The 25,755-nt window shown below is 63.4% G+C and carries 24 protein-coding genes and 1 pseudogene; 20 read left to right on the top strand and 5 right to left on the bottom strand.

Going from position 1 to position 25,755, the window contains the following annotated elements; translation table 11 throughout:
- Positions 1-97: 97 nt before the first annotated feature.
- Positions 98-769, bottom strand: a complete 672-nt coding sequence (locus tag AB4Z43_RS22885) for a GntR family transcriptional regulator (protein ID WP_010914325.1) — start codon at positions 767-769, stop codon at positions 98-100.
- Positions 770-950: 181 nt separating this feature from the next.
- Here AB4Z43_RS22885 and AB4Z43_RS22880 point away from each other — a divergent pair, with 181 nt between their 5' ends.
- The 10 genes from AB4Z43_RS22880 to AB4Z43_RS22835 all read left to right on the top strand — a co-directional run bounded on the left by AB4Z43_RS22880 (position 951) and on the right by AB4Z43_RS22835 (position 10,370).
- Positions 951-1,787, top strand: coding sequence for a 2-(acetamidomethylene)succinate hydrolase (locus AB4Z43_RS22880; RefSeq protein ID WP_441939009.1), 837 nt, complete (start codon positions 951-953; stop codon positions 1,785-1,787).
- A gap of 42 nt (positions 1,788-1,829) precedes the next feature.
- Complete coding sequence (locus tag AB4Z43_RS22875) at positions 1,830-2,969, top strand: FAD-dependent oxidoreductase (protein WP_441939008.1); 1,140 nt, start codon at positions 1,830-1,832, stop codon at positions 2,967-2,969.
- Between the two features lie 69 nt (positions 2,970-3,038).
- Entirely contained in the window at positions 3,039-3,629 is a 591-nt protein-coding gene (locus AB4Z43_RS22870; RefSeq protein ID WP_019860099.1) for an amino acid synthesis family protein, read from the top strand.
- 30 nt (positions 3,630-3,659) lie between these two features.
- The gene (locus AB4Z43_RS22865) at positions 3,660-4,118 is read left to right on the top strand and encodes a YbhB/YbcL family Raf kinase inhibitor-like protein (protein ID WP_019860098.1); all 459 of its coding nucleotides are present in this window, start codon (positions 3,660-3,662) and stop codon (positions 4,116-4,118) included.
- Positions 4,119-4,188: 70 nt separating this feature from the next.
- Complete coding sequence (locus tag AB4Z43_RS22860) at positions 4,189-4,911, top strand: class II aldolase/adducin family protein (protein WP_027047192.1); 723 nt, start codon at positions 4,189-4,191, stop codon at positions 4,909-4,911.
- A 111-nt stretch (positions 4,912-5,022) separates the two neighbouring features.
- On the top strand, positions 5,023-6,654 hold the full coding sequence (locus tag AB4Z43_RS22855) for a GMC family oxidoreductase (RefSeq protein ID WP_202360584.1): 1,632 nt from the start codon (positions 5,023-5,025) through the stop codon (positions 6,652-6,654).
- Complete coding sequence (gene fhmpcd1 / locus AB4Z43_RS22850; protein ID WP_019860093.1) at positions 6,651-7,580, top strand: 5-formyl-3-hydroxy-2-methylpyridine 4-carboxylate 5-dehydrogenase; 930 nt, start codon at positions 6,651-6,653, stop codon at positions 7,578-7,580. The genes AB4Z43_RS22855 and fhmpcd1 overlap by 4 nt, the downstream gene beginning before the upstream one ends.
- 91 nt (positions 7,581-7,671) lie before the next feature.
- Positions 7,672-8,502, top strand: a complete 831-nt coding sequence (locus AB4Z43_RS22845) for an ABC transporter ATP-binding protein (RefSeq protein WP_019860092.1) — start codon at positions 7,672-7,674, stop codon at positions 8,500-8,502.
- Complete coding sequence (locus AB4Z43_RS22840) at positions 8,499-9,326, top strand: ABC transporter permease (RefSeq protein ID WP_441939007.1); 828 nt, start codon at positions 8,499-8,501, stop codon at positions 9,324-9,326. The genes AB4Z43_RS22845 and AB4Z43_RS22840 overlap by 4 nt, the downstream gene beginning before the upstream one ends.
- A 33-nt stretch (positions 9,327-9,359) precedes the next feature.
- Positions 9,360-10,370, top strand: a complete 1,011-nt coding sequence (locus AB4Z43_RS22835) for an ABC transporter substrate-binding protein (RefSeq protein ID WP_027047191.1) — start codon at positions 9,360-9,362, stop codon at positions 10,368-10,370.
- Between the two features lie 37 nt (positions 10,371-10,407).
- On the opposite strand, the gene AB4Z43_RS22830 is transcribed toward AB4Z43_RS22835, so the two are convergent.
- Positions 10,408-10,833, bottom strand: coding sequence for a hypothetical protein (locus tag AB4Z43_RS22830; RefSeq protein WP_027047190.1), 426 nt, complete (start codon positions 10,831-10,833; stop codon positions 10,408-10,410).
- Positions 10,834-10,986: 153 nt separating this feature from the next.
- Here AB4Z43_RS22830 and AB4Z43_RS22825 point away from each other — a divergent pair, with 153 nt between their 5' ends.
- The 7 genes from AB4Z43_RS22825 to pldH all read left to right on the top strand — a co-directional run bounded on the left by AB4Z43_RS22825 (position 10,987) and on the right by pldH (position 18,483).
- Positions 10,987-11,961 (top strand): putative B6 ABC transporter substrate-binding protein, encoded by a 975-nt coding sequence (locus AB4Z43_RS22825; RefSeq protein WP_244748266.1) that lies wholly within the window; start codon positions 10,987-10,989, stop codon positions 11,959-11,961.
- Positions 11,962-12,039: 78 nt separating this feature from the next.
- Positions 12,040-13,608, top strand: coding sequence for a putative B6 ABC transporter ATP-binding protein (locus AB4Z43_RS22820; protein ID WP_020628974.1), 1,569 nt, complete (start codon positions 12,040-12,042; stop codon positions 13,606-13,608).
- On the top strand, positions 13,605-14,702 hold the full coding sequence (locus AB4Z43_RS22815) for a putative B6 ABC transporter permease subunit 2 (RefSeq protein ID WP_441939006.1): 1,098 nt from the start codon (positions 13,605-13,607) through the stop codon (positions 14,700-14,702). Before AB4Z43_RS22820 ends, AB4Z43_RS22815 begins: the two co-directional genes overlap by 4 nt.
- A gap of 3 nt (positions 14,703-14,705) precedes the next feature.
- A complete protein-coding gene (locus AB4Z43_RS22810; RefSeq protein ID WP_441939005.1) occupies positions 14,706-15,641 on the top strand; it encodes a putative B6 ABC transporter permease subunit 1 in 936 nt (311 codons plus the stop codon).
- Positions 15,642-15,688: 47 nt separating this feature from the next.
- On the top strand, positions 15,689-16,495 hold the full coding sequence (gene pldA / locus AB4Z43_RS22805) for a 4-pyridoxolactonase (protein WP_441939004.1): 807 nt from the start codon (positions 15,689-15,691) through the stop codon (positions 16,493-16,495).
- Between the two features lie 25 nt (positions 16,496-16,520).
- Positions 16,521-17,699, top strand: a complete 1,179-nt coding sequence (ppaT, locus tag AB4Z43_RS22800) for a pyridoxamine--pyruvate transaminase (protein WP_441939003.1) — start codon at positions 16,521-16,523, stop codon at positions 17,697-17,699.
- Between the two features lie 37 nt (positions 17,700-17,736).
- The gene (gene pldH / locus AB4Z43_RS22795) at positions 17,737-18,483 is read left to right on the top strand and encodes a pyridoxal 4-dehydrogenase, SDR-type (RefSeq protein WP_064986367.1); all 747 of its coding nucleotides are present in this window, start codon (positions 17,737-17,739) and stop codon (positions 18,481-18,483) included.
- A 72-nt stretch (positions 18,484-18,555) separates the two neighbouring features.
- On the opposite strand, the gene AB4Z43_RS22790 is transcribed toward pldH, so the two are convergent.
- The gene (locus AB4Z43_RS22790; RefSeq protein ID WP_038644837.1) at positions 18,556-19,518 is read right to left on the bottom strand and encodes a dihydrodipicolinate synthase family protein; all 963 of its coding nucleotides are present in this window, start codon (positions 19,516-19,518) and stop codon (positions 18,556-18,558) included.
- A 108-nt stretch (positions 19,519-19,626) separates the two neighbouring features.
- On the opposite strand from AB4Z43_RS22790, the gene AB4Z43_RS22785 reads away from it, so the two are divergent.
- Complete coding sequence (locus tag AB4Z43_RS22785; RefSeq protein ID WP_069091396.1) at positions 19,627-20,667, top strand: proline racemase family protein; 1,041 nt, start codon at positions 19,627-19,629, stop codon at positions 20,665-20,667.
- A 163-nt stretch (positions 20,668-20,830) separates the two neighbouring features.
- The gene (locus tag AB4Z43_RS22780; protein ID WP_441939002.1) at positions 20,831-21,958 is read left to right on the top strand and encodes a serine hydrolase domain-containing protein; all 1,128 of its coding nucleotides are present in this window, start codon (positions 20,831-20,833) and stop codon (positions 21,956-21,958) included.
- 24 nt (positions 21,959-21,982) lie between these two features.
- Here AB4Z43_RS22780 and AB4Z43_RS22775 read toward each other — a convergent pair.
- A pseudogene (locus AB4Z43_RS22775) lies at positions 21,983-22,966 on the bottom strand (IS481 family transposase); the annotation flags it as partial.
- 57 nt (positions 22,967-23,023) lie between these two features.
- Positions 23,024-24,346 (bottom strand): MFS transporter, encoded by a 1,323-nt coding sequence (locus tag AB4Z43_RS22770; protein ID WP_038644843.1) that lies wholly within the window; start codon positions 24,344-24,346, stop codon positions 23,024-23,026.
- Between the two features lie 219 nt (positions 24,347-24,565).
- Here AB4Z43_RS22770 and cyoA point away from each other — a divergent pair, with 219 nt between their 5' ends.
- Entirely contained in the window at positions 24,566-25,747 is a 1,182-nt protein-coding gene (gene cyoA / locus AB4Z43_RS22765; RefSeq protein WP_441939001.1) for a ubiquinol oxidase subunit II, read from the top strand.
- Positions 25,748-25,755 lie beyond the last annotated feature (8 nt).

The raw sequence follows: 25,755 nt of genomic DNA, 5'->3' as shown, positions 1-25,755 counted from the left end.
ACACGGAGAAGGCCCGCGCACGAATCCGCGTTCGGCCGATCCGAAACGTCATGAAGGATTTCGAGTCTTCAGGCGGAACGACAGTCCATCGAAGACCTCAAATCCCGTTGTCCATGGATATCTTCGCTGCCGCTTTCGCCCTCAAGACATGCTGTTTGGAGGCTTTGCGGGCGGCCTTCTCGTCGCCGGCGGCGATGGATTCGAATATCTCCCTCATCTCCGCCAGGCTGCTTTGTGCTCTGCCCTCCAGGGACATCGATCGTCCTCGAAAGAAGCTGATCCTGGCCACCAGACCGCGATGGACTTCCTCCAGGATCGGGTTGCCGCAATTCGCCAGTATGATCGAATAGAAATCCGCGGCGGTCATGACCTGCGCCAGGCTGTCATTGCTGGATGCCGCCTCTTCGAAAGCGGAAAGCGATTTCTCGAGTTCACGCAACTGTTCCGGGGAAATCCTTAACGCGCATCGTCCTGCTGCCTCGACTTCCAGCAACTCTCGAACCTCGTAGATGGCGGTTGCCACCTCCCACGAAAGCGCCGGTATCGACGGCCCGCGGTTGGGCACGATCTCGATCAGGCGTTCCGCCTCAAGACTGCGCAAAGCCTCCCTCAGCGAGGGGCGGCTGATGCCGAGTTGTGTGCACAGTTGACTTTCGATGAGGCGGCTTCCCGGCTGGAACAAACCGGAGAAGATGGCCAGCCGTAACTTGTCGACGGTTTCCCGTTGCACGGTCCGTGGCGAAATTCGCAAATTCAAATCTGGGGGCATCGGTAACGTCTCATGGCCTTTGAGTCGCAAAACTGAAGCAGCATACGCCACGCCGCGTAAATTTGACAGCAGGATAGCCAGATTGTCAAATATGAAGATTGTCAGACAATCGGCTTGACGTGACCCCGGTCTGTATGATCCTTTTGCAGGAGACGCGCAGCGAGGCGAGGATCCAGGGATCATGGACATGGCGGCAGACATAGCTTCCGACCACTTCATCTCGCGACGCGTCGACATTGGCCGCGTCACCTTGAACGTGCGCGAGAAGGGCAGCGGTCCCTTGATGCTGTTCTTCCACGGCATCACCTCCAACTCCGCCGTCTTCGAACCGTTGATGATCCGGCTTTCGGACCGGTTTACGACGATTGCGGTTGATCAGAGGGGGCATGGCCTCAGCGACAAGCCGGAAACCGGCTACGAGGCGAATGACTACGCGGACGACATCGCCGGCCTGATACGCACGCTCGATCGCGGCCGTGCCATCCTCGTCGGACATTCGCTTGGTGCTCGAAACTCCGTCACGGCCGCGACGAAATACCCGGATCTGGTGCGGTCGGTCGTTGCGATCGACTTTACGCCCTACATCGAGACCGACGCCTTGGACGCCTTGGAAGCGCGCGTGAACGCGGGGAGCCAGCTTTTCGAGGATGTGAAGGCCGTCGAAGCATACCTAGCCGGCCGCTATCCGAACATTCCCGCCGACGCCATCAGGATCAGGGCTGAAAGCGGCTATCAGCCGGTCGACGGCGGATTGCGTCCATTGGCATCGCCCACGGCCATGGCGCAGACCGCCAAGGGCCTGCGATCGGATCTGGTGCCCGCCTACCGAGACGTGACGAAGCCCGTCCTCATCGTTCGGGGTGAGGCGAGCAAGCTGGTTTCGGCGGCGGCGCTGGCGAAGACAAGCCGACTGCGGCCCGATCTGCCTGTCGTCGTCGTTCCGGGCGCCGACCACTACGTCAACGAGGTGTCTCCCGAGATCACGTTGAAAGCCATCACCAACTTCATAGACGCCTGACGGCCAAGCGCCGTCTTCTTGCACGCAGCATCAGGATAGAAAATGGCCAATCTAAACAAAACTCCGGGTAAAACGCGTCGTGCCGAGGTAGCCGGCGGCGGCTTTGCCGGGCTGACGGCCGCCATCGCTCTCAAGCAGAAGGGTTGGGATGTCAGGCTGCACGAAAAGAGCTCGGAACTGCGGGCATTCGGCGCGGGCATCTATCTCTGGCACAATGGCCTTCGCGTGCTCGAAGGGCTGGGCGCCTTGGACGATGTTCTCCAGGGCTCGCACACGCCTCCGACCTACGAGACCTGGATGCACAACAAGTCGGTTTCCAAGGAGACGTTCAACGGTCTCCCCTGGCGCATCATGACCCGCAGCCACCTGCACGATGCCCTGGTCAACCGGGCCCGCGTCTTGGGCGTCGACATCCGCGTCAATTCCGAGGCGGTCGCCGCCGACCCGGAAGGGCGCCTGACCCTCCAGACCGGCGAGGTTCTCGAAGCCGACCTGATCGTTGGCGCCGATGGCGTTGGTTCCAAGGTCAGGGATTCCATCGGCTTCAAACAGGATCGCTGGGTTTCGAAAGATGGCCTCATCCGGCTGATTGTCCCGCGCATGAAGAAAGAGCTCGGTCATGGCGAGTGGGACAATACCATCGACATGTGGAACTTCTGGCCGCGTGTTCAGCGGATTCTCTATTCGCCCTGCAATGAGAATGAGCTCTACCTCGGCTTGATGGCTCCGGCCGCCGATCCTCGTGGATCAAGCGTTCCGATCGATCTCGAAGTCTGGGTCGAGATGTTTCCTTTCCTGGAGCCATGCCTGGTCGAGGCGGCCAAGCTGAAAACCGCCAGGTACGACAAGTACGAAACGACCAAGCTGGATAGCTGGACAAGAGGCAAGGTCGCCCTTGTCGGGGATGCCGCGCATGCCATGTGCCCGGCTCTTGCCCAGGGCGCCGGTTGCGCGATGGTCAACGCCTTCAGCCTGTCGCAGGACCTGGAGGAGGGCGCTTCGGTCGAGGATGCGCTGGTCGCTTGGGAGACGCGCATTCGCCCGATCACCGATCGCTGCCAGGCCCTGTCTGGCGACTATGCGGCGAACCGCTCGCTCTCGAAGGGAAACATGTTCACGCCGGCGGCGCTGGAAGCCGCCCGCTACGACCCGCTGCGCCGTGTCTACTCGTGGCCGCAGTAGCGTCGGGCGAGCCGGTCAAAGAATTAATCGGTGCGTGCGGAAACAGCGCGCGCCTTTCAGGAGATAAAGATGAACTATTCCAGTGAAGTCGAAAGAGATTATGATGTCAGGGGATGGTATTCCTCGGTCCAGGAAAGCCGGCATGACGGCGGCACGCCTGGCGAAACCCTCGTCAAAGTCGCGACTGGCGTTGTCATACGCAATCCCTTCGCCGGAAAGTTCGTCGCCGAACTGTCCGATCTGACCAATCCGAGTGCAGCGATCGGTCATGCGCTCGGCGAGAGGGCGGTGGCGCTGCTCGGCAACAGGCCGGTCGAAAGCTATGGCAAGGGCGGTATCGCGGGTACATCAGGCGAACAGGAACATGTCGTCGCCTGCATCACCACGGTGTTCGGAGATCCGCTGCGCCAGCAGGTGGGGGGCGGCAAGGCCTGGATCTCCTCGGTCAGCAAGGTCGCTGTCGCCGGCACGACCATCGATATCCCGCTTGCCCACAAGGACGAGCTCTACATCCGTTCCCACTACGATGCCGTCACCTTTTGCGTGCCGGATGCCCCGCGCCCGGACGAACTTCTGATCTGCGTCGCCGTCGCATCGGGTCCGCGCGTGCACCAGCGCGTCGGCGGCAAATCTGTCGCCGACCTCAAGGCCGGCGCCTAGCTCGATCGAAATTACGGAAGGACGAATTCCATGCCCCTGAACATCAAGGACCTCAAGATTACGTCAGCGGATTTCCAGCCGCTCGGTAAAATGCGCGACGAGCATGCCGGCGACAAGGGCAACGTATTGCCCAAGCTTAGGGTCAGCGGCGTCCCGGCAGGGACGAAAGAGCTTGCGGTCATCTGCCACGATCCCGACGCGCCCCTGCCCAATGGCTTCACGCATTGGGTCGTCTACGGCATCGATCCGTCGACGACGGATCTTTCTGGAGCACAGGAAAAGTTCCGCGTGGGACCCAACGGCGCCGGCGGCAAGCAATATTACGGACCCCAGCCGCCCGCTGGCCATGGAGAGCATCACTACTATTTCTGGGTCTATGCCCTGGACACGAAGGTCGACGGCACGCCCACCAGGGAGGAGTTCCTGCAGAAATACGCCGGCAACATCATCGAGCAGAACCGGATCGTCGGCATCTACGAAAACAAGTGAAATCCGCGGCCCTGGCGACCGATAACAACAACAAGAATGGTCGCCATCGCCGCAATGGGAGAATTTGGAAATGACAGACAACAGCCCAGTGCGTCGGAAGGTCTTCGAAGAGCTGGTCACAGCGACCAAGATCCTTTTGAACGAAGGCATCATGGATACGTTCGGGCATATCAGTGCCCGTGACCCCGAGGATCCCGCTAGTTTCTTCCTGGCGCAGAAACTGGCCCCGAGCTTGATCACCGTCGACGACATCCAACGCTTCAATCTGGATGGCGAGACCTCGGACAACCGGCCGTCCTATCTCGAGCGGTACATCCACAGCGAGATCTACAAAACGCGGCCCGACGTTCAGTGTGTACTCCACACCCATTCTCCGGCTGTCCTGCCGTACTGCTTCGTCGACACGCCGCTTCGGCCGGTCACCCACATGGGAGCTTTTATCGGCGAGTCGGTCCCGGTCTACGAGATTCGCGACAAGCACGGCGACGAAACGGATCTCTTCGGCGGCAGCCCAGACGTTTGCGCTGATATCGCCGAGAGTCTCGGCAGCCAGACCGTGGTTCTCATGGCGCGGCATGGCGTCGTCAATGTAGGCAACTCCGTGCGGGAGGTCGTCTTCCGGGCCTTCTATCTCGAGCAGGAAGCAGCAGCGCTCACCGCCGGCTTGAAGATCGGCAATGTCAAATACCTGTCGCCGGGCGAGATCAAGACGGCAGGAAAACTCGTCGGCGCCCAGATCGATCGAGGATGGAACCACTGGTCGCAGCGCCTCAGGCAAGCAGGCCTCGCCTGATGTCCATCAGGCTTTGAACATCAGCTGGGAAGCCTGGTGTCGGCCAGGACTTTCCAGCCTCAATCGCACTAGTTCTCTGGCGCCGGGGCGTCGGACGAAAGCAATGAAACCATGCCGCACGCGGAAAGTTACGATTACATCATCGTTGGAGCCGGATCGGCCGGTTGCGTGCTCGCCAACCGGCTGAGCGCCGATCCGAGATGTTCGGTGCTGCTGCTGGAGGCCGGCGGCTGGGACCGCGATCCGATGATCCACATTCCGCTTGGATGGGGCAAGATCCTGACCGAGCGCCGCCATGACTGGATGTATTTCTGCGAGCCGGAAGACAATGTAGGCGGGCGCAGGGTCGAGTGTGCGCGCGGAAAGGTCATTGGCGGATCATCGTCGACCAACGCCATGGCCTATGTGCGCGGCAATCGCGGGGACTACGATCGTTGGGCGGCGACAGGTCTCAGCGACTGGTCGTACGACAAGGTGCTGCCGTATTTCCGCAAGCAGGAAAGCTGGGAAGGGGGCGAGGACCAGTATCGCGGCGGCGCCGGCCCGGTCAGCACCCAGTTCTGCCGCTACAAGGACACGCTGATCGACGCCTTCGCGCAAGCCAGCGTGCAGGCAGGCTATGCGCAGACGAAGGACTACAATGGCGAGCGGCAGGAAGGGTTCGGCCGCCTCCAGATGACGATTTCGAAAGGTCGGCGCGCCTCGACCGCGTCAGCCTATCTGCGGCCGGTGCTGAAGCGGCCCAATCTGACCGTTCTGACGGAAGCGAACGCAACCAGGATCGTACTGGAGGGTGCGCGCGCAACCGGCGTCATCATCAACCATCGGGGTGGCGAACGTACGGTTCTCGCCCGCAAGGAAGTGCTGCTTGCCGGCGGCGTGATCAACACGCCGCAACTGATGATGCTGTCGGGTATCGGGGCGCAGGATGAGCTTGCCGCGCACGGTATCCAGACGCGGGTCAATCTGCCGGCGGTCGGCAAGAACCTGCAGGATCACGTCTCGGTCATCCTCATGTACCGGCGCCGGGCTCCGGGCGGCCCTTTCCTGCGCAACATGCGTGCCGATCGCATCGGCTTCGATTTCGTCAAGACCTACCTCACGGGACGCGGTTTTTCGGGCGACGTGCCCGGCGGTGTCGTCGCCTTCCTCAAGAGCGGCCCGGCGCGACCATTGCCGGATGTGCAATTGCTCTTCACGGCGGCGCCGCTTGCGGCATGGCCATACTTCAAGCCGTTCAAGGCGCCGTTTGCGGACGGCTTCGCAACGCGCATCGTGGCGACGCAGCCCGAAAGCCGCGGAGCCGTGAAACTGGCCTCGGCCGATCCTTCCGCGGCGCCCCTGATCCACCAGAACTTCCTCGCCTCGCCGAAGGATTGGGAGTCGCTGCGGGCCGGTTTCCGGGTGGCAAGGGATCTGGCCGCGCAGCCCTCCATGCAGCCCTTCATCGAGGCGGAGTTCTTTCCCGGTCCGAAGTGCCAGAGCGACGACGAGATCGACGAGCATATCCGCAAGACCTCCATCACCGTGCATCACCCGGCCGGGACCTGCCGGATGGGGGCCGATGCGGCCTCGGTCGTCGACCCGCAATTGCGGGTTCGCGGCGTCGACGGGCTTAGAGTGGTGGACGCTTCCGTCATGCCCGACCTGGTCTGCGGAAACATCAACGCCGCAGTGATCATGATTGCCGAAAAGGCCGCCGACCTCATCGCGAGCTCAAAAGAAAGCAGGGCAGTGCAATGATCCGAAATATCGCCATCATCGGCCTGGGTACGATGGGGCCGGGCATGGCCGCCCGGCTCGCCAGAGGCGGCCTGCAGGTGGTCGCCTACGATGTTGCCCCGGCAGCGATCGAGCGCGCGCGATCCATGCTGAGCGTGGCCGAGACCGTTCTGGACGCCTTGGGCATCGCGCCACCGTCGGCCGGCGTCGGGACGGTTCGCTTCACCGACGATATCGGCGATGCGATATCCGGCGCCGACCTCGTCATCGAGAACGTTCCTGAAAACATTTCGGTCAAGGCCGATGTCTATCGCACCGTCGACGGCCTGATCGGCCCGGATACGATCGTCGCGTCCGACACGTCGGGTATCCCGATCACCAAGCTGCAGGCGCATATCTCGCATCCCGAGCGGATGGTCGGCATGCACTGGTCGAACCCGCCGCACATCATCCCGATGATCGAGGTGATCGCCGGCGAGAAGACCGCGCCGCAAACCGTGGCGACGATCCGCGACCTCATCCGCTCGATAGGTTTGCTGCCGGTGGTGGTGAAGAAGGATGTTCCAGGCTTCGTCGAAAACCGCGTGCTCTATGCGCTGCTGCGCGAGGCGGTCGACCTCGTCGAGCGAGGCGTCATCGATCCGGAAGATCTCGACACCTGCGTGTCCTGGGGCATCGGCTACAAGATCGCCGTGATCGGGCCGATGGCTCTGCTCGATATGGCGGGGCTGGATATCTACAAGTCCGTCTCGTCCTTCCTCAACGCCGATCTCTCCAATCGCGGCGATGTCGCGCCCATGGTGCTGGAAAAGACCAACGCGTCGAAGTTCGGCATCAAGTCGGGCGAGGGCATGTTCTCCTATACGCCCGAGCAGACCAAGGCGCTGCAAGGCGAAAGGGCGCGCAAACTCGTCGCGGTGCGACGCATCCTGGAAGGCCGGGAGTAGCCAATGGTTTATCGAGCTCACAAAGACAGGCACGCCGTCGGGGACTGGACGGTGCGGTCGAGGCTGACGGCAGTGCATGAGGTGGCAAGCCATGCGCGTTGAAACCATTCGAGCGGCCGGCGGCCGGCCGGCCCATATCCGCCATGACGACCTGATCTCCGCCAAGGGTGTGTCGGTGGTCATGGCCAAGCAGCTGGTTCTGCAGAATATCGATCTTTCGGTGCCGAAGGGGTCGTTTGTGTCCCTTATTGGTCCGTCCGGCTGCGGCAAGAGCACCTTGCTCAAGGTCCTGGCCGGGCTTGTCAATCCGACGAGCGGCAGCGTTTCGATCGCTGGGCTTTCGCCGGTCGAAGCGGCGCGCAAGCGCATGATCGGCCTCGTCTTCCAGGACGCCAATTTGCTTCCCTGGAAGAACGCCGTCGACAACGCATCGATGCTGCTCAGTATCGCCGATAAGTCGCTCTCGCGCGCTGAGTTGCGCGGGCGCGGCCAGGAGATGCTGGAACTGGTGGGGTTGGGCGACAGTGCCCACAAGCGCCCCCATGAATTGTCCGGCGGCATGCGCCAGCGCGTCGCCATCGCGCGGGCCCTGGCGCTCGATCCGGCGGTGCTGCTGATGGACGAGCCGTTCGGCGCGCTCGACGCCATTACCCGCGATGCGATGGGCCAGTCGCTGCTGGAGATCTGGCAGCGCACCGGCAAGACCATCGTGCTCGTCACCCATTCGATAGATGAGGCCATTCACCTGTCGCGCCATGTCCACGTGCTGGGGATCAAGCCTGGGCGGATCACCGAAAGCCTCGACATTGGTCTGCCCTATCCGCGCGACCTGACGGTCACCGAGGATCCGGAGTTCGTCAGGCTCGTGGTTCAACTGCGCACCATGCTGCGCGCCAGCCATCAACCGGGAGACGCATCATGAGCGATCAACCCGTCACCAATTTCTCCGAGTCGAGGCCCGAGTCGCGGCTTGCCTCCAGCTGGGGCGCAGCGACCGGCAGCTGGCTTCCCGCGGTCATCCTTCTGCTGGCGACGATCGTGGTGTGGGAAGCCGTGGTGCGGATTTTCGCGATATCCGCCTTCATCATTCCCGCTCCGTCCGAGATTGCGCAATCGCTGGTCGCGCAATGGGGAACGCTGATGCAGGCGACGCTGGTGACGGCGGGCGAGATCCTGTTCGGATTCCTTGTCTCTGTCGTGGTCGGCATTGCCATCGCCTTGGTCATCGTACGCTTCGACTGGCTGGGGCGAGCGCTCTATCCGCTGGTGGTGCTGTTCCAGAATGTGCCCAAGGTGGCGCTGGCACCGATCTTCATCCTCTGGTTCGGCTATGGGCTCGCGCCCAAGATCGGCCTGATCCTGGTCATCGCCTTCTTCCCGGTGACCTTGTCGATGCTGGCGGGAATGCAGTCGGTCGATCGTTCGCTGCTGTCGCTGATGAATTCGGTCGGCGCCAGCCGCACGCAGATCCTGTTCAGGATCCGCGTTCCGCATTCGCTGCCCAACCTGATGGCCGGCACCAAGATCGCCGCGACGCTCAGCGTCATCGGCGCCATCGTCGGCGAATTCGCCGGCGCCTCGGACGGGCTCGGCTACGTCATCCAGTTCGCCTCGACCCAGCTCGATACCGCGCTGGTCTTCGCTGCCCTGCTCCTCGTTTCGGTGCTGGGCATCGCCTTCTACTACGCGGCCGAAATTCTCGAACGCATCGTGGTGCCATGGGCGCCGAAATTCAGCCAGTCCTAGGTCCGCTCTCAACAAACGAAAAAGGGAACAAAAATGCTCAGACGCTCACTCATCAAGGCAGCCGCGCTTGCGGCGTGTGTCGGGACACTCGGCTTCTCCAGCGTGGCCCTGGCGGCCGACAAGGTCAACGTCCAGCTCGACTGGGTGGTGCGCGGCAACCACGCCATGTTCTTCGTCGGCAAGGAGAAAGGCTTCTTCGCCAAGAACGACATCGACGTCGCCGAGATCCGCAAGGGGTCGGGCTCGCCGGACGCCATGCGGCTGGTGGGCAATGAGAACGCGGATTTCGGTTTCGGCGATCTTCCCACGCTCGCCGTCGCGCGGTCGCAGAATGTTCCCGTCGTGGCGCTGGCGGCCGTCAACCAGCACTCGCCCCTGGCGATCATCTCGCTGGCGAAGACGATGAAGCTCACCAAGCCGGCGGATCTGAAGGGTCTCACCATCGGCATTCATCCGGCCGGTTCGACCTACATCTTCTTCAAGGGCTTCCTGGCGGCCAATGGCCTGACCGAGAAGGACATGACGCTGAACAGCGTCTCGCCGCCCTATGAAAGCTACCTGCTTCTGGGACGGGTCCAGACGGTGGTCGGCTATGTCGACGCCGAGGTTCCCGAACTTGAGGCCAAGGCCGGCGGTCCCGGTTCGCTCAGCATCATGATGGGTTCGGACCATGGCTGGAAGGCCTATGGCTCAGGCCTGTTCACCTCGCAGAAGATGATCAAGGACAAGCCCGAAATCGTCGCCCGCTTCGTCAAGGCGTACAGGGAGGCCTTCGACTATGTCGTGGCACACCCCGAAGAGGCAGCCGAGATCACCGCCAAGGCCGCACCCGGCTACGCCGACAAGAAAGACGTGCTTCTGGCGCAGATCAACGCCGACATCGCGTCGACCTTCACCAGCCCGGACACCAAGGAACACGGCCTCGGCTGGATGACGAAGACGCAGTGGGAGGAAACGTTGAAGACGCTCACCGATCAGGGCGTGCTCAAGGCGGCCCTGTCGGCGGACGACGTCTTCACCGACAAATTCCTGGCCAAGGAGTAGGCCGCGCTATGTCGCGGGCCAACGGATCGATGAGCGCCTACCGGCACGCCAGCGTGTCCCGCTCCACGCCGCAGGACACGGCGCGCGCTCCCTTGGCCGCGTCGTTGCGGTCAAGCGTGATCTGCACCCGTGTGGCATATGCGCGGCCCGACAGGCCGCACCACAGCCGCTCGACCGGCAGGTTCTCGCGCTTGTCGTTGAGGATCGTGAACGTGCCGGTCTTGGCGTCGAACCAGAGCTCGACGCGGGCGCTCTTGCCCGGCTCGACCGTCGCGATCCCTGCCGAATACCAGTGGGCGAAGTCGGCATTGCAGGACAGCCCTTCCTTGCTCGCATTCGAAATCGTCAACGGCACCATGTCGAGCCCGTCGGTGCCCTTGCGGACGATGACATGGTGCAACTCGACCGCGTTGGCGAAGGATGTGAACGCCAGCGCGACAGGGAGAACATAACGAATCTTCACTTTGCCTGAACTCCAAGGGTAAACTTTATCAGGCAGTCTACCTCGCTTCTGCGCAATAACAATAAGAATATTGATTGGCAAATCAACAGAGAGGGTAACATGTTAAAGATTCTTAAAAGCAGCGTAAGTGCAGTTATACTGATAGGTATCTTGATGGGTGGCGCGATTGCTGGCGAAGTCAAGTCGATCGCCATCCTGACACCCGAAGAAGGCACTGATTACGGCTGGAACCAGCAAGGCATCGACGCCGCCAAGGCGGCTGGCAAGGCCGCCGGCATCGAAGTGGTCGTGGCCCAGGGCCTCGGCTATGGCGACGTTCGTCCGACCCTGCGGGAACTTGCGTCAGACGGTGCCAGCCTGCTGATCGCCCACGCCAGCGGCTACAACACCTCGGCGCCTGAAATCGCCAAGGAGTTGAAGGTTCCGGTGGCGATCGTCGACACGCCGAACGGCCTGGAGAAGGGCCTCGTCGCCGACTACACGCTGAGTGGCCACCAGGGCGCCTATCTCGCCGGCCGTCTCGCCGCCAAGATGTCGCGCTCCAAGTCGGTCGGCATCGTCGTCTCGGGCGAACCGCCATCATGGAATTCGCAGTCGGCGGCGTTCGCGCAAGGCGTGAAGGCGGAAAACCCGGACGTCAAGATCACCTATGCGGTGATCGGACCGGCCGCCTACAGCGATGCGGCCGGCGGCAAGCGGGTCACCGAAAGCGTGATCGCGTCGGGCGCCGACATCATCTTCGGCCAGGGCAACGGTTCGAGCTTCGGCATGCTGCAGGCGGTCGAGACGACCAAGGCAGCAGATGGCGGCAAGGTCTATTTCATCGACGTCATCGGTGACAAATCGCCGATCGACAAGGGCTTCCTGCTGTCGTCGGTGGTGTGGAACATCGAGCCGGTCTATGCGGCGATGATCGCCGACATCAAGGCCGACACGTTCGGCACCAAGCACTATACGATCGGCCTCAAGGACGACTCGGTGAAGCTGCTGAAAACCGCCGCCATTCCGGACAATGTCTGGGCGGAAATCCAGACGCTGCGCGAAGACGTCATTTCCGGCAAGATCAAGGTCGATCCGGTCTATGACGCGGCCGCCGTAAGGGCGCTGATGACCAGCGTCGCCCAGTAAGGCGATCACGGGTTAGCTGCCGGAGGGGTGATCCGTTCGCCTCTCCGGCCGATTACCATTTTCTTGGTGCAGGCTTTCATGAGCGGTTCTTTTTCATCGTCCGTTGCCGGCCGCGACATCGTCGCGCTTGAGGGCGTGACCAAGCGGTTTCCCGGCATTGTCGCCAATGACAGCGTCGACCTGTCGATCCGTCCCGGCGAGGTGCATGTGCTGCTCGGCGAGAACGGCGCGGGAAAATCCACCTTGATCGGCATGCTGTCTGGCCTGCAGCAGCCGGACGAAGGGCGCATATTGGTCGACGGCAAGCCAACGCCGATCACCTCGCCGCGCCATGCGCTGGCGCTGGGCATCGGCACTGTCTTCCAGCACATGATGCTGGTGCCGACGCTGACGGTGGCGGAAAACCTGTTGCTTGGCGGACCCTGGTGGCAACGCCCCAGGACCGAGGAGCTTGAGGCGCGCGTCGCCGAGATCACCCGCAGTCTCGGCATCACGGTGAAGCTGCATGCCAAGGTGTCGGAGCTTTCGCTCGGCGAGCAGCAGCAGGTCGAAATCCTGCGCGCCATGGTGCGCAACAGCCGGCTGCTGATCCTGGACGAGTCCACCTCCATGCTGACGCCGAAAGGCATCGACGAACTGGGCGCACTGATGCGCCGCCTTGTCGAGCAGGGTCTGGCCATCGTCTTCATCACCCACAAGCTCAAGGAGGCGGCGGCCTTCGGCGACCGCATCTCGGTGCTGAAGCTCGGCCGCAAGGTCGGCGAGATCCCACCCGAGCGGTTTCGCGCGCTGGGCGAGCAGGCGATCATCTCGGAGATCGTGGAATTGATGTTCGGCAAGCAGAAGGACGATCCGGAAGCCGTCGAGCGTCCGGTCCGTACAGTCCAGGCCGAAGCGGCGCCGCTGCTCCAGGTCGCGGATCTGGCGGTCGCGCCGACGGACAATGCGCCCGGCCTGTCGTCGATCTCCTTCGACATCCGCCCGGGCGAGATCCTCGGCATCGCCGGCATCGACGGCAACGGTCAGAAGCAGCTTGCCGAAGCGCTGGCCGGCCAGCGCGCCGCGACAGGCGGTTCGGTGCGGCTGGAGGGCGTCGCCATCGAGGCGCTGAGCGTCGGCGAACGCCGCCGGCGCGGTCTGCGCTACCTGACCGACGACCGGCTCGGCGAAGGCACTGTCGGCACCTTCCCGGTCTCGATCAACTTTTTCCTCAAGCAGGTCGGCGCTGCCCCGTTCTGGCGCCACGGCGTCGAGCAGCGTGGCGAGATCGACGAGCGCGCCGCCCAGCTCGTGCGCGAATACGACGTGCGCACGCCAAGCCTGAAGACGCCGGTCGCCCGGCTGTCGGGCGGCAACATCCAGAAAGTGCTTCTGGCACGCGAACTGGCAGAGGGCGCCAAGGTGGTGATCTTCAACAAGCCGACCTATGGACTCGATCTCGCCAATACTTTGGCATCGCGCCAGCGCATCCGCGATACGGCGGCCCGCGGCCTTGCCGTGCTGCTCATTTCCACCGACCTCGAGGAGTTGCTTGCTATGTGCGACCGTGTCGCCGTCATCGCCAACGGAGCGCTCGTCGGCACGGTCGAGAACACCGACGATGCCCGCACCAGGATCGGCCGCCTGATGATCGGACTTGCCGCATGAGCATCGACACCGCCCCCACGGCCAGTGCCACCGCGCTCGATGCCACGAGCGGGACGGCGACGCGCCGCGACATCCTGCATCGGCTGCTGATGACGCTCGGCCCGATCCTCATCGCCCTCATCATAGCCGGCTTCATCCTGCTTGCCGTCCGCGTCGACCCGCTCGCCTATTACGGTTTCGTGCTGGAGAAAGGACTGTTCTCCCCGCTCGGTATCCAGCAGACGCTGACGCGGATGGCGCCGCTGCTGTTTCTTGCCGCCGGCCTCATCGTCGCCTTTCGCGCGGGCATGTGGAATCTCGGTGGCGACGGCCAGTTCCTGCTTGGCGCGGTGACGGCGGCGGCCAGCGCGCCCGTACTCGTTCAGATCATGCCATCCTGGCTGGCGCTGACCTTTTCGTTCCTCATCGCCATGGCGGTGGCGATGATCTGGTCGCTGATCCCAGCTCTGCTGCGTGCCTATCAGGGCGTCAACGAGATCATCACCACGCTGATGATGACGTTCCTGGGCACCTCGCTCGCAAATGTGCTGGTCAAGCTCATGTTTCGCGACCCCAGCACGACCGTGCCGCAGACGCGTACGTTGCCGGTGGAAGACAGGCTGCCGCGCCTGTTCGAAACGACCATCACCAGCGGCCTGCTGCTCGGCCTGGCGGCAATCATCATCGTGCATCTGGTGATGACGCGCACGGCGTTCGGGCTGAAATTGCGGATCGTCGGCGCCAATCCGCGCGCCGCGGTCCACGCGGGGCTCGGAGTGTCTGGCCTGACCGTCACCGTCTTCGCCATTTCGGCCGGGCTGGCCGGCCTTGCCGGCGCTGTCGACATCATCGGCGTCCAGGGCAATGTCCGCGCCGACTGGAATCCCGCTTACGGGCTTGCCGTCATTCCAGCCGTGTTCCTCGCCCGCATGAACGGCTTTGCCGCTATCGGTTTCGTGTTCCTGCTTTCGGTGCTGTCGATCGGCGGCGAAAGCGCGGCGCGGCGGCTTGGCGTGCCCAACCATTTCACGCTGGTGCTGGTCTCCATCGTGCTGATCGTGCTCGCGCTCGCCGAATATGTCGACCATCGCTACAACCAGTCGAGAAAGGCTTAGGGCATGACCGGGCTCTTCAGCGAAGTCTTTCTCAGCGCGCTGCTGTTCGGCGCCGTCACCGCCGCCATCCCGCTGCTGCTGGCCGGCCTCGGCGAGCAGATGTCGGAAAAAGCCGGCGTGCTCAACATCGGCATCGAAGGCATGATGCTGGCCGGAGCCTATCTCGGCTTTGTCGGCGCCTTCTATTCCGGGTCGCTGTGGCTGGGGTTCCTTACCGGTGCCGCCGGCGGTGTCGCCGTGGCGATGATCATGGCGCTGCTGTGCGTGCGCATCGGGCTGAACCAGATCGTCATCGGCATCGCGTTGACGCTCGGTCTCGAAGGTCTGACGGCGCTGCTTCATCATTTCCAGTTCTCGCGCAGCTATCCCCGCCTGCCGGCGGCGGACGCCACCATCATTCCGCTGCTGTCGGATATTCCTGTCATCGGACCCGCCTTCTTCAAACATCATCTGATCGTCTATCTGGCGGTCGCGCTGGTTTTCGGCATGGGCTACCTCTATCGGCGCACGCAGCTCGGCCTCAATCTGCAGGCAGCGGGGGACAAGCCGGCAGCACTCGACGTCGCCGGCATCGACGTCATCAGGACCCGGACCATCGCGGTGCTGACGACCGGTGCGCTGGCCGGGCTCGGCGGCGCCTATCTCGCCAATGTCGGTGCGGGCCTGTTCATTCCGTTCATCACCAATGGCGCCGGCTTTCTCGGCATCGTGCTGGCCATGCTGGCGGGCGGCCGGCCGGTCTGGGTGCTGTTCGGCGCCCTGCTGTTCGGCGTCTGCCTGTCGCTGACAACGGCTATGCAGGTGGCGGGCATCAACATACCGACCGACGTCATCCAGATGCTGCCGTTCCTGGCGGTGATGATCATGCTGGTGCTGTTTGGCCGGCGTGCCAGCCTGCCGGCGGCACTAGGCATTCCATACGAGCGCGGCGCGCGCTGACCACAATCAGATGCGCGGAAGGGACCCGCGCCAAACAGGAGGCAAGAATGTCGGATACCAAAGTCTACCTGCTCGACGGCGGCTCGCTCGTTCTCGACGGCTACCACGTGTTCTGGAACCGAGGCCCTGGCGGCGAAGTGCGCTTCCCCGTCTATTCGATCCTGATCGAGCATGCCGAGGGCCGGTTCCTGATCGACACCGGCTACGACTACGATCACGTCATGAAGGTGCTGCCCTTCGAGAAGCCGATCCAGGAAAAGCACCAGACCATCCCCGGCGCGCTTGCGCTGCTCGGCCTCGAGCCGAAGGATATCGACGTCGTCGTCAACTCGCATTTCCATTTCGACCATTGCGGCGGCAACAAGTATTTTCCGCATGCCAAGAAGATCTGCCATCGCACGGAGGTGCCGCAGGCCTGCAATCCGCAGCCTTTCGAACATCTCGGCTATTCGGACCTGAGCTTCTCGGCGGAGGCCGCCGAAGCGCGAGGCGCGACGGCGCAACTGCTGGAAGGCACGACGCGCGCCAACTCGACCTTCGAGGGTATCGACGGCGACGTCGATCTCGCCAAGGGCGTCAAGCTGATCTCGACGCCCGGCCATTCGATCGGCCACTACAGCCTGCTGGTCGAGTTCCCCAAGCGCAAGCCGATCATGTTCACCATCGACGCCGCCTACACCCAGAAGAGCCTGGAGACGCTGTGCCAGGCTGCCTTCCACATCGACCCGGTGGCAGGCGTCAATTCGATGCGCAAGGTGAAGAAGCTCGCCGAGGACCATGGCGCCGAGCTGATGTACTCGCACGACATGGAAAACTTCAAGACCTACAGGACCGGCACGCAATTCTACGGCTGACCGCCGCCAATCCGGAGACAACACCATGCGCTATTCCGATCATGCCGATCCGGTCATCACCCTGACCGCGGGTCCGGTAAACGCCTATCCAGAAGTGCTGCGCGGCCTCGGCCGCACGGTGCTCTACGACTACGATCCTGCGTTCCAGCTCTTCTACGAGGGTGTGGTCGACAAGGCGCAGAAGGCGATGCGGCTGTCGAACAAGCCGGTCATCCTGCATGGCGAACCGGTGCTCGGCCTCGAAGCGGCGGCGGCGTCGCTGATCGCGCCCGACGATGTCGTGCTCAATCTTGCCTCGGGCGTCTACGGCAAGGGCTTTGGCTACTGGGCGAAGCGGTACTCGCCGCATCTGCTCGAGATTGAAGTGCCCTACAATGAGGCTATCGATCCGCAGGCGGTCGCCGACATGCTCAAGGCGCATCCGGAGATCACCATCGTGTCGGTCTGTCATCACGACACGCCGTCGGGCACCATCAACCCGATCGACGCCATCGGCGCGCTGGTTTCGGCACATGGCGGCTATCTCATCGTCGACGCGGTCTCGTCCTTTGGCGGCATGAAGACGCATCCCGAGGATTGCAAGGCCGATATCTATGTCACCGGCCCCAACAAATGCCTGGGTGCCCCTCCCGGCCTCACAATGATGGGCGTCAGCGAGCGGGCCTGGGCCAAGATGAAGGCCAATCCCCTGGCGCCGCGCGCATCGATGCTGAGCATTGTCGACTGGGAAAATGCCTGGTCGAGGGACAAGCCGTTTCCGTTCACGCCGTCGGTCTCGGAGATCAACGGGCTCGACGTCGCGCTCGACCTCTATCTCAATGAGGGGCCTGAGGCTGTATGGGCGCGCCACGCGCTCACCGCCAAGGCCATGCGCGCGGGCGTCACCGCGATGGGCCTATCGATCTGGGCGGCCAGCGACAGCATCGCGTCGCCGACCACCACCGCCGTCCGCACCCCCGATGGTGTCGACGAGACGGCGCTTCGCCAGGCCGCGCGCGCCCGCTACGGCGTGGTGTTTTCGTCGGGCCGCGGCGAGACATTGGGGAAGCTGACGCGGATCGGCCATATGGGGCCGACGGCGCAGCCGATCTATGCGATCGCGGCGCTGACGGCACTTGGCGGCGCCGTGAACGCGGCTGGCCAGAAACTCGCGATCGGCAAAGGCATCGAGGCGGCGCTGGCTGTTATCGACGCCGACGCCTGAACAGACATCAACAGATACGGATTGAGGGAGCATTTTCATGACTGAACGGCTTGCGGGAAAGACGGCCCTGGTTACCGGCGCCGCACAGGGTATTGGCAAGGCGATCGCCGCGCGGCTTGCCGCCGACGGGGCAACCGTCATCCTCAGCGACATCAACGCCGAAGGCGCCAAGGCTGCCGCCGTGTCGATCGGCGGGAAGGCGAGGGCGATCGCCGCCGACATTTCCGATCCGGCCTCGGTCAAGGCACTCTTCGCCGAAATCCAGGCACTGACCGGAGGCGTCGATATCCTGGTCAACAATGCCAGCATCGTGCCGTTCGTCGCCTGGGACGACGTCGATCTCGACCATTGGCGCAAGATCATCGACGTCAATCTGACAGGGACCTTCATCGTCACCCGCGCGGGTACGGACCAGATGCGCGCGGCTGGCAAGGCCGGGCGGGTGATCAGCATCGCCTCCAACACCTTCTTTGCCGGCACGCCGAACATGGCGGCCTATGTCGCGGCCAAGGGCGGCGTCATCGGCTTCACCCGGGCGCTCGCCACCGAACTCGGCAAATACAACATCACGGCGAACGCGGTGACGCCTGGCCTGATCGAGAGCGACGGCGTCAAGGCGAGCCCGCACAACGAGGCGTTCGGCTTTGTCGAAATGCTGCAGGCGATGAAGGGCAAGGGGCAGCCGGAACATATCGCCGACGTGGTTTCGTTCCTGGCCTCCGACGATGCGCGCTGGATCACCGGCCAGACGCTGAATGTCGACGCCGGGATGGTCAGGCACTAGATCACATACCCGCTGCTCAGCACTGCAGTGCAACCGGCAGCCGCATTATGGCCGCCTGTCGCGCTTGCCGGGTCAGGCTGCGGACCTTGCGATCACGCCGGGTTGCCTCGACCACTGGGCATACCAGCTGTCGAACAATTTGAGCTGCGCCTCGGCATAGCCGCGCTGGCTGTCGGTGAGGGCATCCGTCTCATTGAAGTGCAGCAGGTACTCGGGATTACCCTTCAGCACCATCATGTGCTTGAAATAGAGCACCAGGTCGGGGCCTTCGTCGAAGGAGGACAGCACGGCGAGCGCGGCGTCCAGTTCCAGCGCGCGCTGGCGGGCCTCGGCGTCGCCCTTGGCCGCCGCCTGGCTCAAGCCCACAAGGTGCAGCACCTCCTTCGGCAGGACGTTGCCGATGCCGGTGATGGCGCCGGACGCGCCGCAATTGACGAAACCGTGGAAGACGGCGGTGTCGACGCCGATCATCAGCGCGACCTCATCGTCGCGGCTGGTGATATTTTCCGCCGCGTAGCGCAGATCCGACGGGCCGCCGAACTCCTTGAAGCCGACGAGGTTCGGATGTTCGGCGCGAAGGGCGAAGAACAGGTCCGCACGTGTGGCAAAGCCGTAATAGGGGCTGTTGTAGATGACCGCCGGCAGATCAGGCGCGGCGGCAAGAATTGCCTTGAAGTGATGGCGCTGCGCCGTCACCGAAGGCCCGCGCGACAAAACACGCGGGATCACCATCAGGCCCCGGGCGCCGACCTTCTGGGCGTGCGCCGCGTGCGCCACGGCCTTGGCGGTGTTGACCGCGCCGGTGCCGACGATCACCGGCACGCCGGCCTTCACCAGGCGCTCGACGCCTTCCATGCGCTGCTCGTCGGTCAGGAGCGGCCAGTCTCCCATCGAGCCGCAATAGACGACGGCCGACATGCCGGCCGCGATCAGCTCGCGTCCCTTGCGCACCAGCGCGTCGAAGTCGGGCTGGCGGTCCTGCGTGCACGGGGTCATCAACGCCGGCATGCAGCCGGAAAAAACATTAGAGGTCATTTCGGATTCTCCTTGAGGCTTGCACGCGGATTGATCAGTTTGTCCCGAAGCGGCACGGCTTGCCAAGCAAAATAGTCGTGGCCGGCAGGGACAAACGCAGGAACAGCAATGCGCAGCAAAACCAGCATTCGTGTCGTCGGCTGCCATGCCGAAGGTGAAGTCGGCGACGTCATCATCGGCGGTGTTCTGCCGCCGGCTGGCCGCACGATGATGGACAAGATGATCACGATGGAGCGCGATCACGACCATATCAGGCGCATGCTGATCTGCGAGCCGCGCGGCAGCGTCGCGCGCCACGTCAACCTGCTCGTTCCATCGACGCGCGAGGATTGCGCCGCCGGCGCCATCATCATGGAGCCGACGGAATATCCGCCGATGTCCGGTTCCAACACGATCTGCGTCGCCACGGTGCTGCTGGAGACCGGCATGGTGCCGATGCAGGAGCCCGAGACGCGCTTCAAGCTCGACATGCCGGGTGGCGTCATCGAGGTGCGCGCCCAATGCCGCGACGGCAAATGCGTCTCGATCACCTTGCGCAACGCGCCGGCCTTTGTTGACCGCCTGGATGCCAACATCGAGGTTGAAGGGCTCGGAACGCTCACCGTCGACATCGCCTATGGCGGCATGTTCTACGCCATCGTCGATGCCAAGGCGCTTGGCTTCTCGGTCGCGCCCGACGAGGCGCGCGAACTGGCGGTGGCCGGCGAGAAGATAAGGCGGGCCGCGCGCGAGCAGCTCGATGTCGTCCATCCGCAATTCGATCATGTGCGCGGCGTGTCGATCGTCCAGTTCGCCATGCCGTTCCAGGGGCCGGGCAATGTCACGCGCAACACCTGCATCGTCTCGCCGGGCCGCTCCGACCGCAGCCCTACCGGAACGGGCACATCGGCCCGCATGGCCGTGCTGCAGGCGCGCGGCTTGATGGGCGTTGGCGACGTGCTGATCCATGAATCGATCATCGGCTCGCGCTTCACCGGCAGGATCGTGGAGCTGGCGGAAATCGCCGGGCGCAAGGCGATCGTTCCGGAGATCACCGGCCGGGCCTGGATCACCGGCGAGCACAGCTACTATCTCGATCCGACGGATCCATACCCTCAAGGCTACGTGCTGTCGGATACCTGGGGCACCTCCACCTCGGTGAAGCAGTAGGCCTGAGCCGGCCCGTCGATTGCCCTGGTTGCCATGATTTTCGGGTCGCATCATGTGGGCGACGATCTTGAGTGTCGGCAATTCGCTGGACTGGCGGGTTCCCGCCGAGCCAGAATGGTCAACGGCGGCATTCCCGTCATATCAGCCTGGTGAGAGTTCACGCATGAACATGGATGGTATCTGCGATCCGCGCTTTGGCGCCGTGCGCGCGGCATTCGCCGAGTGTTTCGCCCAAGGGCTGGAACATGGCGGAGGCGTATCCGTCGTGGTCCACGGCAAGACCGTTGTTGACCTGTGGGGCGGTCATGCGGATGCCGCACGAACCCGTCCGTGGCGGCAGGACACGCTGATCAATGTCTGGTCCTCCACCAAGGGCGTCGTCGCGCTGGCGATCGCAATGTTGGTGGAGCGCGGCAGACTGGACTATGCCGCACCCATTGCCCGCTACTGGCCGGAATTCGCGGCCGGCGGCAAGGAGCGCATCACGCTTGACCAGGTGATGTCGCACCAGGCCGGGCTGAATGGTCTTGCCGTGCCGATGGACGAAGCGGGCATGTTCGCGTGGACGCCCTTTGTCGACGCGCTCGCCGCCATGCCGCCCCTATGGGAGCCCGGCAGCCGCTGCATCTATCACGCGCTTACCTATGGCCACCTTGCTGGCGAAGTTTTGCGACGCGTCGACGGGCGAAGCATCGGCCGCTTCATCGCGCAAGAGATAGCAGGCCCGCTCGGTGCCGATTTTCATGTCGGTCTGCCGGACCGCGAGGAATCCAGGGTCGCCGAGATGATCGAAGGCCCGAGGGCTTCGGACTGGGTCGAATTTGTCCGCGCCTCGCCATTTCCCCACGCAGGCGACAATCCGGCGCCCCGTGCATTGGCCCCCAACGACCGCGTCTGGCGCGCCGCCGAGGTGCCGGGCGGCAATGGCCAGTCGACGGCGCACGCATTGGCGCGTATTTACGGCATGATGGCAGCCGGTGGCGTCTGGGAGGGCCATCCACTGATCGGCCGCGCGGCAATCGAAGCGGCGGCGCGTCAGCGTGTTCGCGGCATGGATGAAAGCTTCGCCGCCCCCACTGCCTTCGCCGCCGGTTATCAGATGGAAGATCCGGTCTATGCCGGCCGTGCATCGCCGCAAACGTTCGGCCACACCGGCTGGGGCGGCGCCATCGGCTTTGCCGATCCCGGTGCCGGCGTCGGTTTCGGCTATGTCACCAACCGCATGCTGGGTTTTGACGACATGGACCCACGCCGCAAGATGTTGATCGACGCCGTTTACGACTCGCTCTGACTGAATGGCCGAAGGCCAGCCGGGTGGTCCCGGCATTTGCTGGAGCGGATTGAGTTTGAACCTTTCCGGTTGTGAGACCCACGCCTTGCAGATGAACTCGTAGGGTGTGAGACCTTTGAGGGTCTTGAGCCTACGGGCAAAGTTGTAGGCTGCGACGAAGTCGGCGAGATGGATGCGGAGTTGGTCGTGGCTCTCGTAATAGAAGCGCTTGACGGTGGCGTCCTTGATAGTCCGGTTCATTCTCTCGACCTCGCCATTGGTCCACGGATGCCTGGCCTTGGTCGTGCGGTGCTTTATGTCATTCCTGGCGCAGGCGTATTCGAAGGCGTGAGCGCGGAAGATCTCGCCATTAGCGATTGCCTCCTTGATCAGCGGCACGGCCGAGCCACCGGCACCGGGAGTGGTGAACTGGATGCCATTTTTCGTAAGCACAGTGTGGATCTTGTAGGGAACGGCCGCGATCAGCCGGAGCAGGAAGTCTTTAGAGATGGCTGTGGGGGCCTTCTCGTGCAACTCGACGAAGGCGAACTTCGAGGTACGGTCGATAGCGACGAACATGTGCAGCTTGCCCTGCTCGGTCCTGACCTCGGCAATGTCGATGTGGAAGTAGCCGATCGGGTAGCTCTTGAATTTCCTCTTCGCCGGTTTGTCGCCCTCGACATCCGCAAGCCGACCGATGCCATGGCGTTGCAGGCAGCGATGCAATGAAGACCGCGTCAGGTGCGGGATGGTCGCCTGAAGCGCATATAGACAGTCGTCGAGCGGCAGCAGCGTGTAGCGGCGGAAAGCGACAATGACCGCCTCCTCCTCAATCGAGAGCACCGTCGATCTCGGTTCCTTCGGACCAGTCGGTAGATCGGCGACCGAAGCTCGCCTCTTTCACTTCGCAACCGTCTTCTGGTTGATCCCGTAGCGCTTGGCCAGGGTCCTCAGGCTCTCTTGACTATGCTGTATCGCTCGACGGACCGCCTCTGTCGTTGTGGCGCTCCCATGCAGAACTTGGCCCATAGCGCATCCTTTGATTCGGAAGATAAGGATGCACCATCAAAAACCGGGATCAAACATCTAGTCGGGCTGACGGTCCGCGGCCGGACGGCGCCCGTCGATCCACAGGGCAAGCAACGTGCAGGCGGCGCCCGACAGCAGATAGGCGCCGGCGGCGATGAGGCCGAAATTGCCGGCCAGCAGCAGGGCGGCGAGCGGCGCGAAGCCGGCACCGAACATCCACGCCAGATCCGAGGTGATCGCCGAGCCGGTATAGCGATACTGCCGGGAAAAGCGCGAGGCGACGACGCCCGACGATTGCCCGAAGCTCAGCCCCAGCAGGATGAAGCCCAGCACCATGAACAGCGCCTCGCCGACGGCGCCGCCATCCAGAAGCTGTGGGGCAAAGCCGCTGAAGGTCGCGATGGCGATCGCCGAACCGCCGAGCAGCGCACGGCGCCCGACGCGATCGGCCAATGGCCCCGATGCGACGATGGCCGCAATGCCGAACAGCGCGCTCACCGCCTCGATCATCAGGAAGCGTGCCGGCCCCTCATTGGTGAACAGGAACACCCAGGAAAGCGGAAACACCGTCACCATGTGGAACAGGGCGAAACTCGCCAGCGGCGCGAAGGCGCCGATAACGACGTTGTGGCCCTCGGCCCGGATCGTGTCTCTGATGCGCGTCGGCTGCAGGTCGCCGCTCTCGTACAATTTCGAGAATTCAGGCGTGACGACGATGCGCAGCCGGGCGAACAGGGCCACGACATTGATGGCGAAGGCGACGAAGAAGGGATAGCGCCAGCCCCAGGAGAAGAAGTCGTCGGCCGACAGATTGGCGACGAAGAAGGCGAAGAGGGAGCTTGCCACGATGAGGCCGATCGGCGCGCCCAGTTGCGGGATCATGGCATAGAAGCCGCGCCGGTTCTGCGGCGCGTTCAGCGCCAGCAGCGATGGCAGTCCGTCCCATGTTCCGCCGAGTGCCAGCCCCTGGCCGATGCGGGCAAGCGCCAAAAGCCACACCGCGACCGCACCGATGTCGCCATAGGCCGGCAGAAATGCGATGGCAACGGTCGACGTGCCGAGCAGGAACAGCGCGATCGTCAGTTTCGCGCCGCGGCCATAGGCGCGGTCGATCGCCATGAACAGCACGGAGCCGAACGGGCGCGCGACGAAGGCCAGCGCGAAGATGCAGAAGGAATAGAGCGTGCCGACGAGCGGATCGTGCGTCGGAAACACCAGTTTGGGAAACACGATGACGGAGGCGATCGCATAGACGAAGAAGTCGAAGAATTCCGACGTCCTGCCCACGATCACGCCGACCGCGATATCGCCCGCGCTGACCTGGCCATGATGCGAGCCGATCAACTCGCTGTTTGTTTCGGCAGTCGAAGTCTGAGCCATCTTATCCGTCGCCACCGCGTGGAATGAATTGTCCGGAACCCAATTCCGGGGATTCCCCCGGGGGGGGGTCTATTGTGCACTGCACACTGCGCCAAAGCCATGCCTGATGGGCATTGGACAAATTGTCCAATGTTACCACAGCGCCGCGAGCAGTAGCCCTTGGATCGATACCGCACTGCAACATGAACGGTTGCGGCGATCCTTCGAGGGCAGCGCTTGATGAAACGATTTGGAGCCTTGCTTCTGTTCCCCCTGGCCGGGCTGTTGAGCGGCTGCGATCTGGTCGTTCTGGCGCCCGCCGGCGATGTCGCGGCCCAGCAGCGCGACCTGCTCGTGGTCTCGACCTTGCTGATGCTGGTCATCATCATCCCGGTCATGGCGCTGACGGTTTTCTTCGCCTGGGCCTATCGGCAATCCAACACAGCGGCGACCTACGCGCCGGACTGGGATCATTCGACGAAGCTGGAACTGGTGATCTGGGCGGCGCCCCTGCTCATCATCATCTGCCTCGGCGCGCTGACCTGGCTCGGCACGCATCTGCTCGATCCGTACCGCCGGATCGACCGGATCGAACCCGGCCAGCCGGTCACTGAAGCGCACAAGCCGCTCCGGGTCGAGGTCGTGGCGCTCGACTGGAAATGGCTCTTCATCTATCCGGATTACGGCATCGCCTCCGTCAACGAGCTGGCGGCGCCGGTCAACCAGCCGATCGACTTCCGCATCACCTCGTCGGCGGTGATGAATTCCTTCTACATTCCAGCCCTTGCCGGGCAGATCTACGCCATGCCGGCGATGGAAACCAAGCTGCACGCCGTCATCAACCGGCCTGGCACCTACAGCGGCTTCTCGTCCAACTACAGCGGCGCCGGCTTTTCGGGGATGCGCTTTGCGTTCCACGGCCTGTCCGACCAGGCTTTCGACCAGTGGGTGGCGCAGGCCAGAACCGCGCCGGCAACGCTCAGCCGCGATAACTATCTCGACCTTGAAAAGCCGAGCGAGAACGAGCCGGTCCGCCACTATGCCTCCGTCGATCCCGGCCTTTTTGGCGCCATCCTCAATCTGTGCGTCGAGCGCGGCAAGATGTGCATGAACGAGATGATGTCGATCGACGCCAAAGGTGGCCTCGGCCTCGCGGGAGTGCGCAACACGCTGCCGCTGCAATACGACAAGCTCGCCCGGCGCGGCGCGGTGTTCGGCAACGATCCGTCCTATGTCGCCAGCATCTGCACGGCGGAGGAAGCGGCTGCCGCGGCGCGCGCGGCCAGCGATGTCACGCCGAAGGATTGGCCGGCCAGGAATCTTTCCCCGCTGCGCGGGGCAGGGCTGCTGAGGCCCGGGACCGAGAGCCGTCGCGCCGAGGCGGATACGCCGTCGCTCGGCCTGCTGCGGCGCGAATTGTGAGAGACAGC

Source organism: Mesorhizobium sp. 2RAF45, from assembly GCF_052115225.1.
Lineage (GTDB): Bacteria > Pseudomonadota > Alphaproteobacteria > Rhizobiales > Rhizobiaceae > Mesorhizobium > Mesorhizobium jarvisii.
This window is presented reverse-complemented; position numbering and strand designations above follow the sequence as displayed.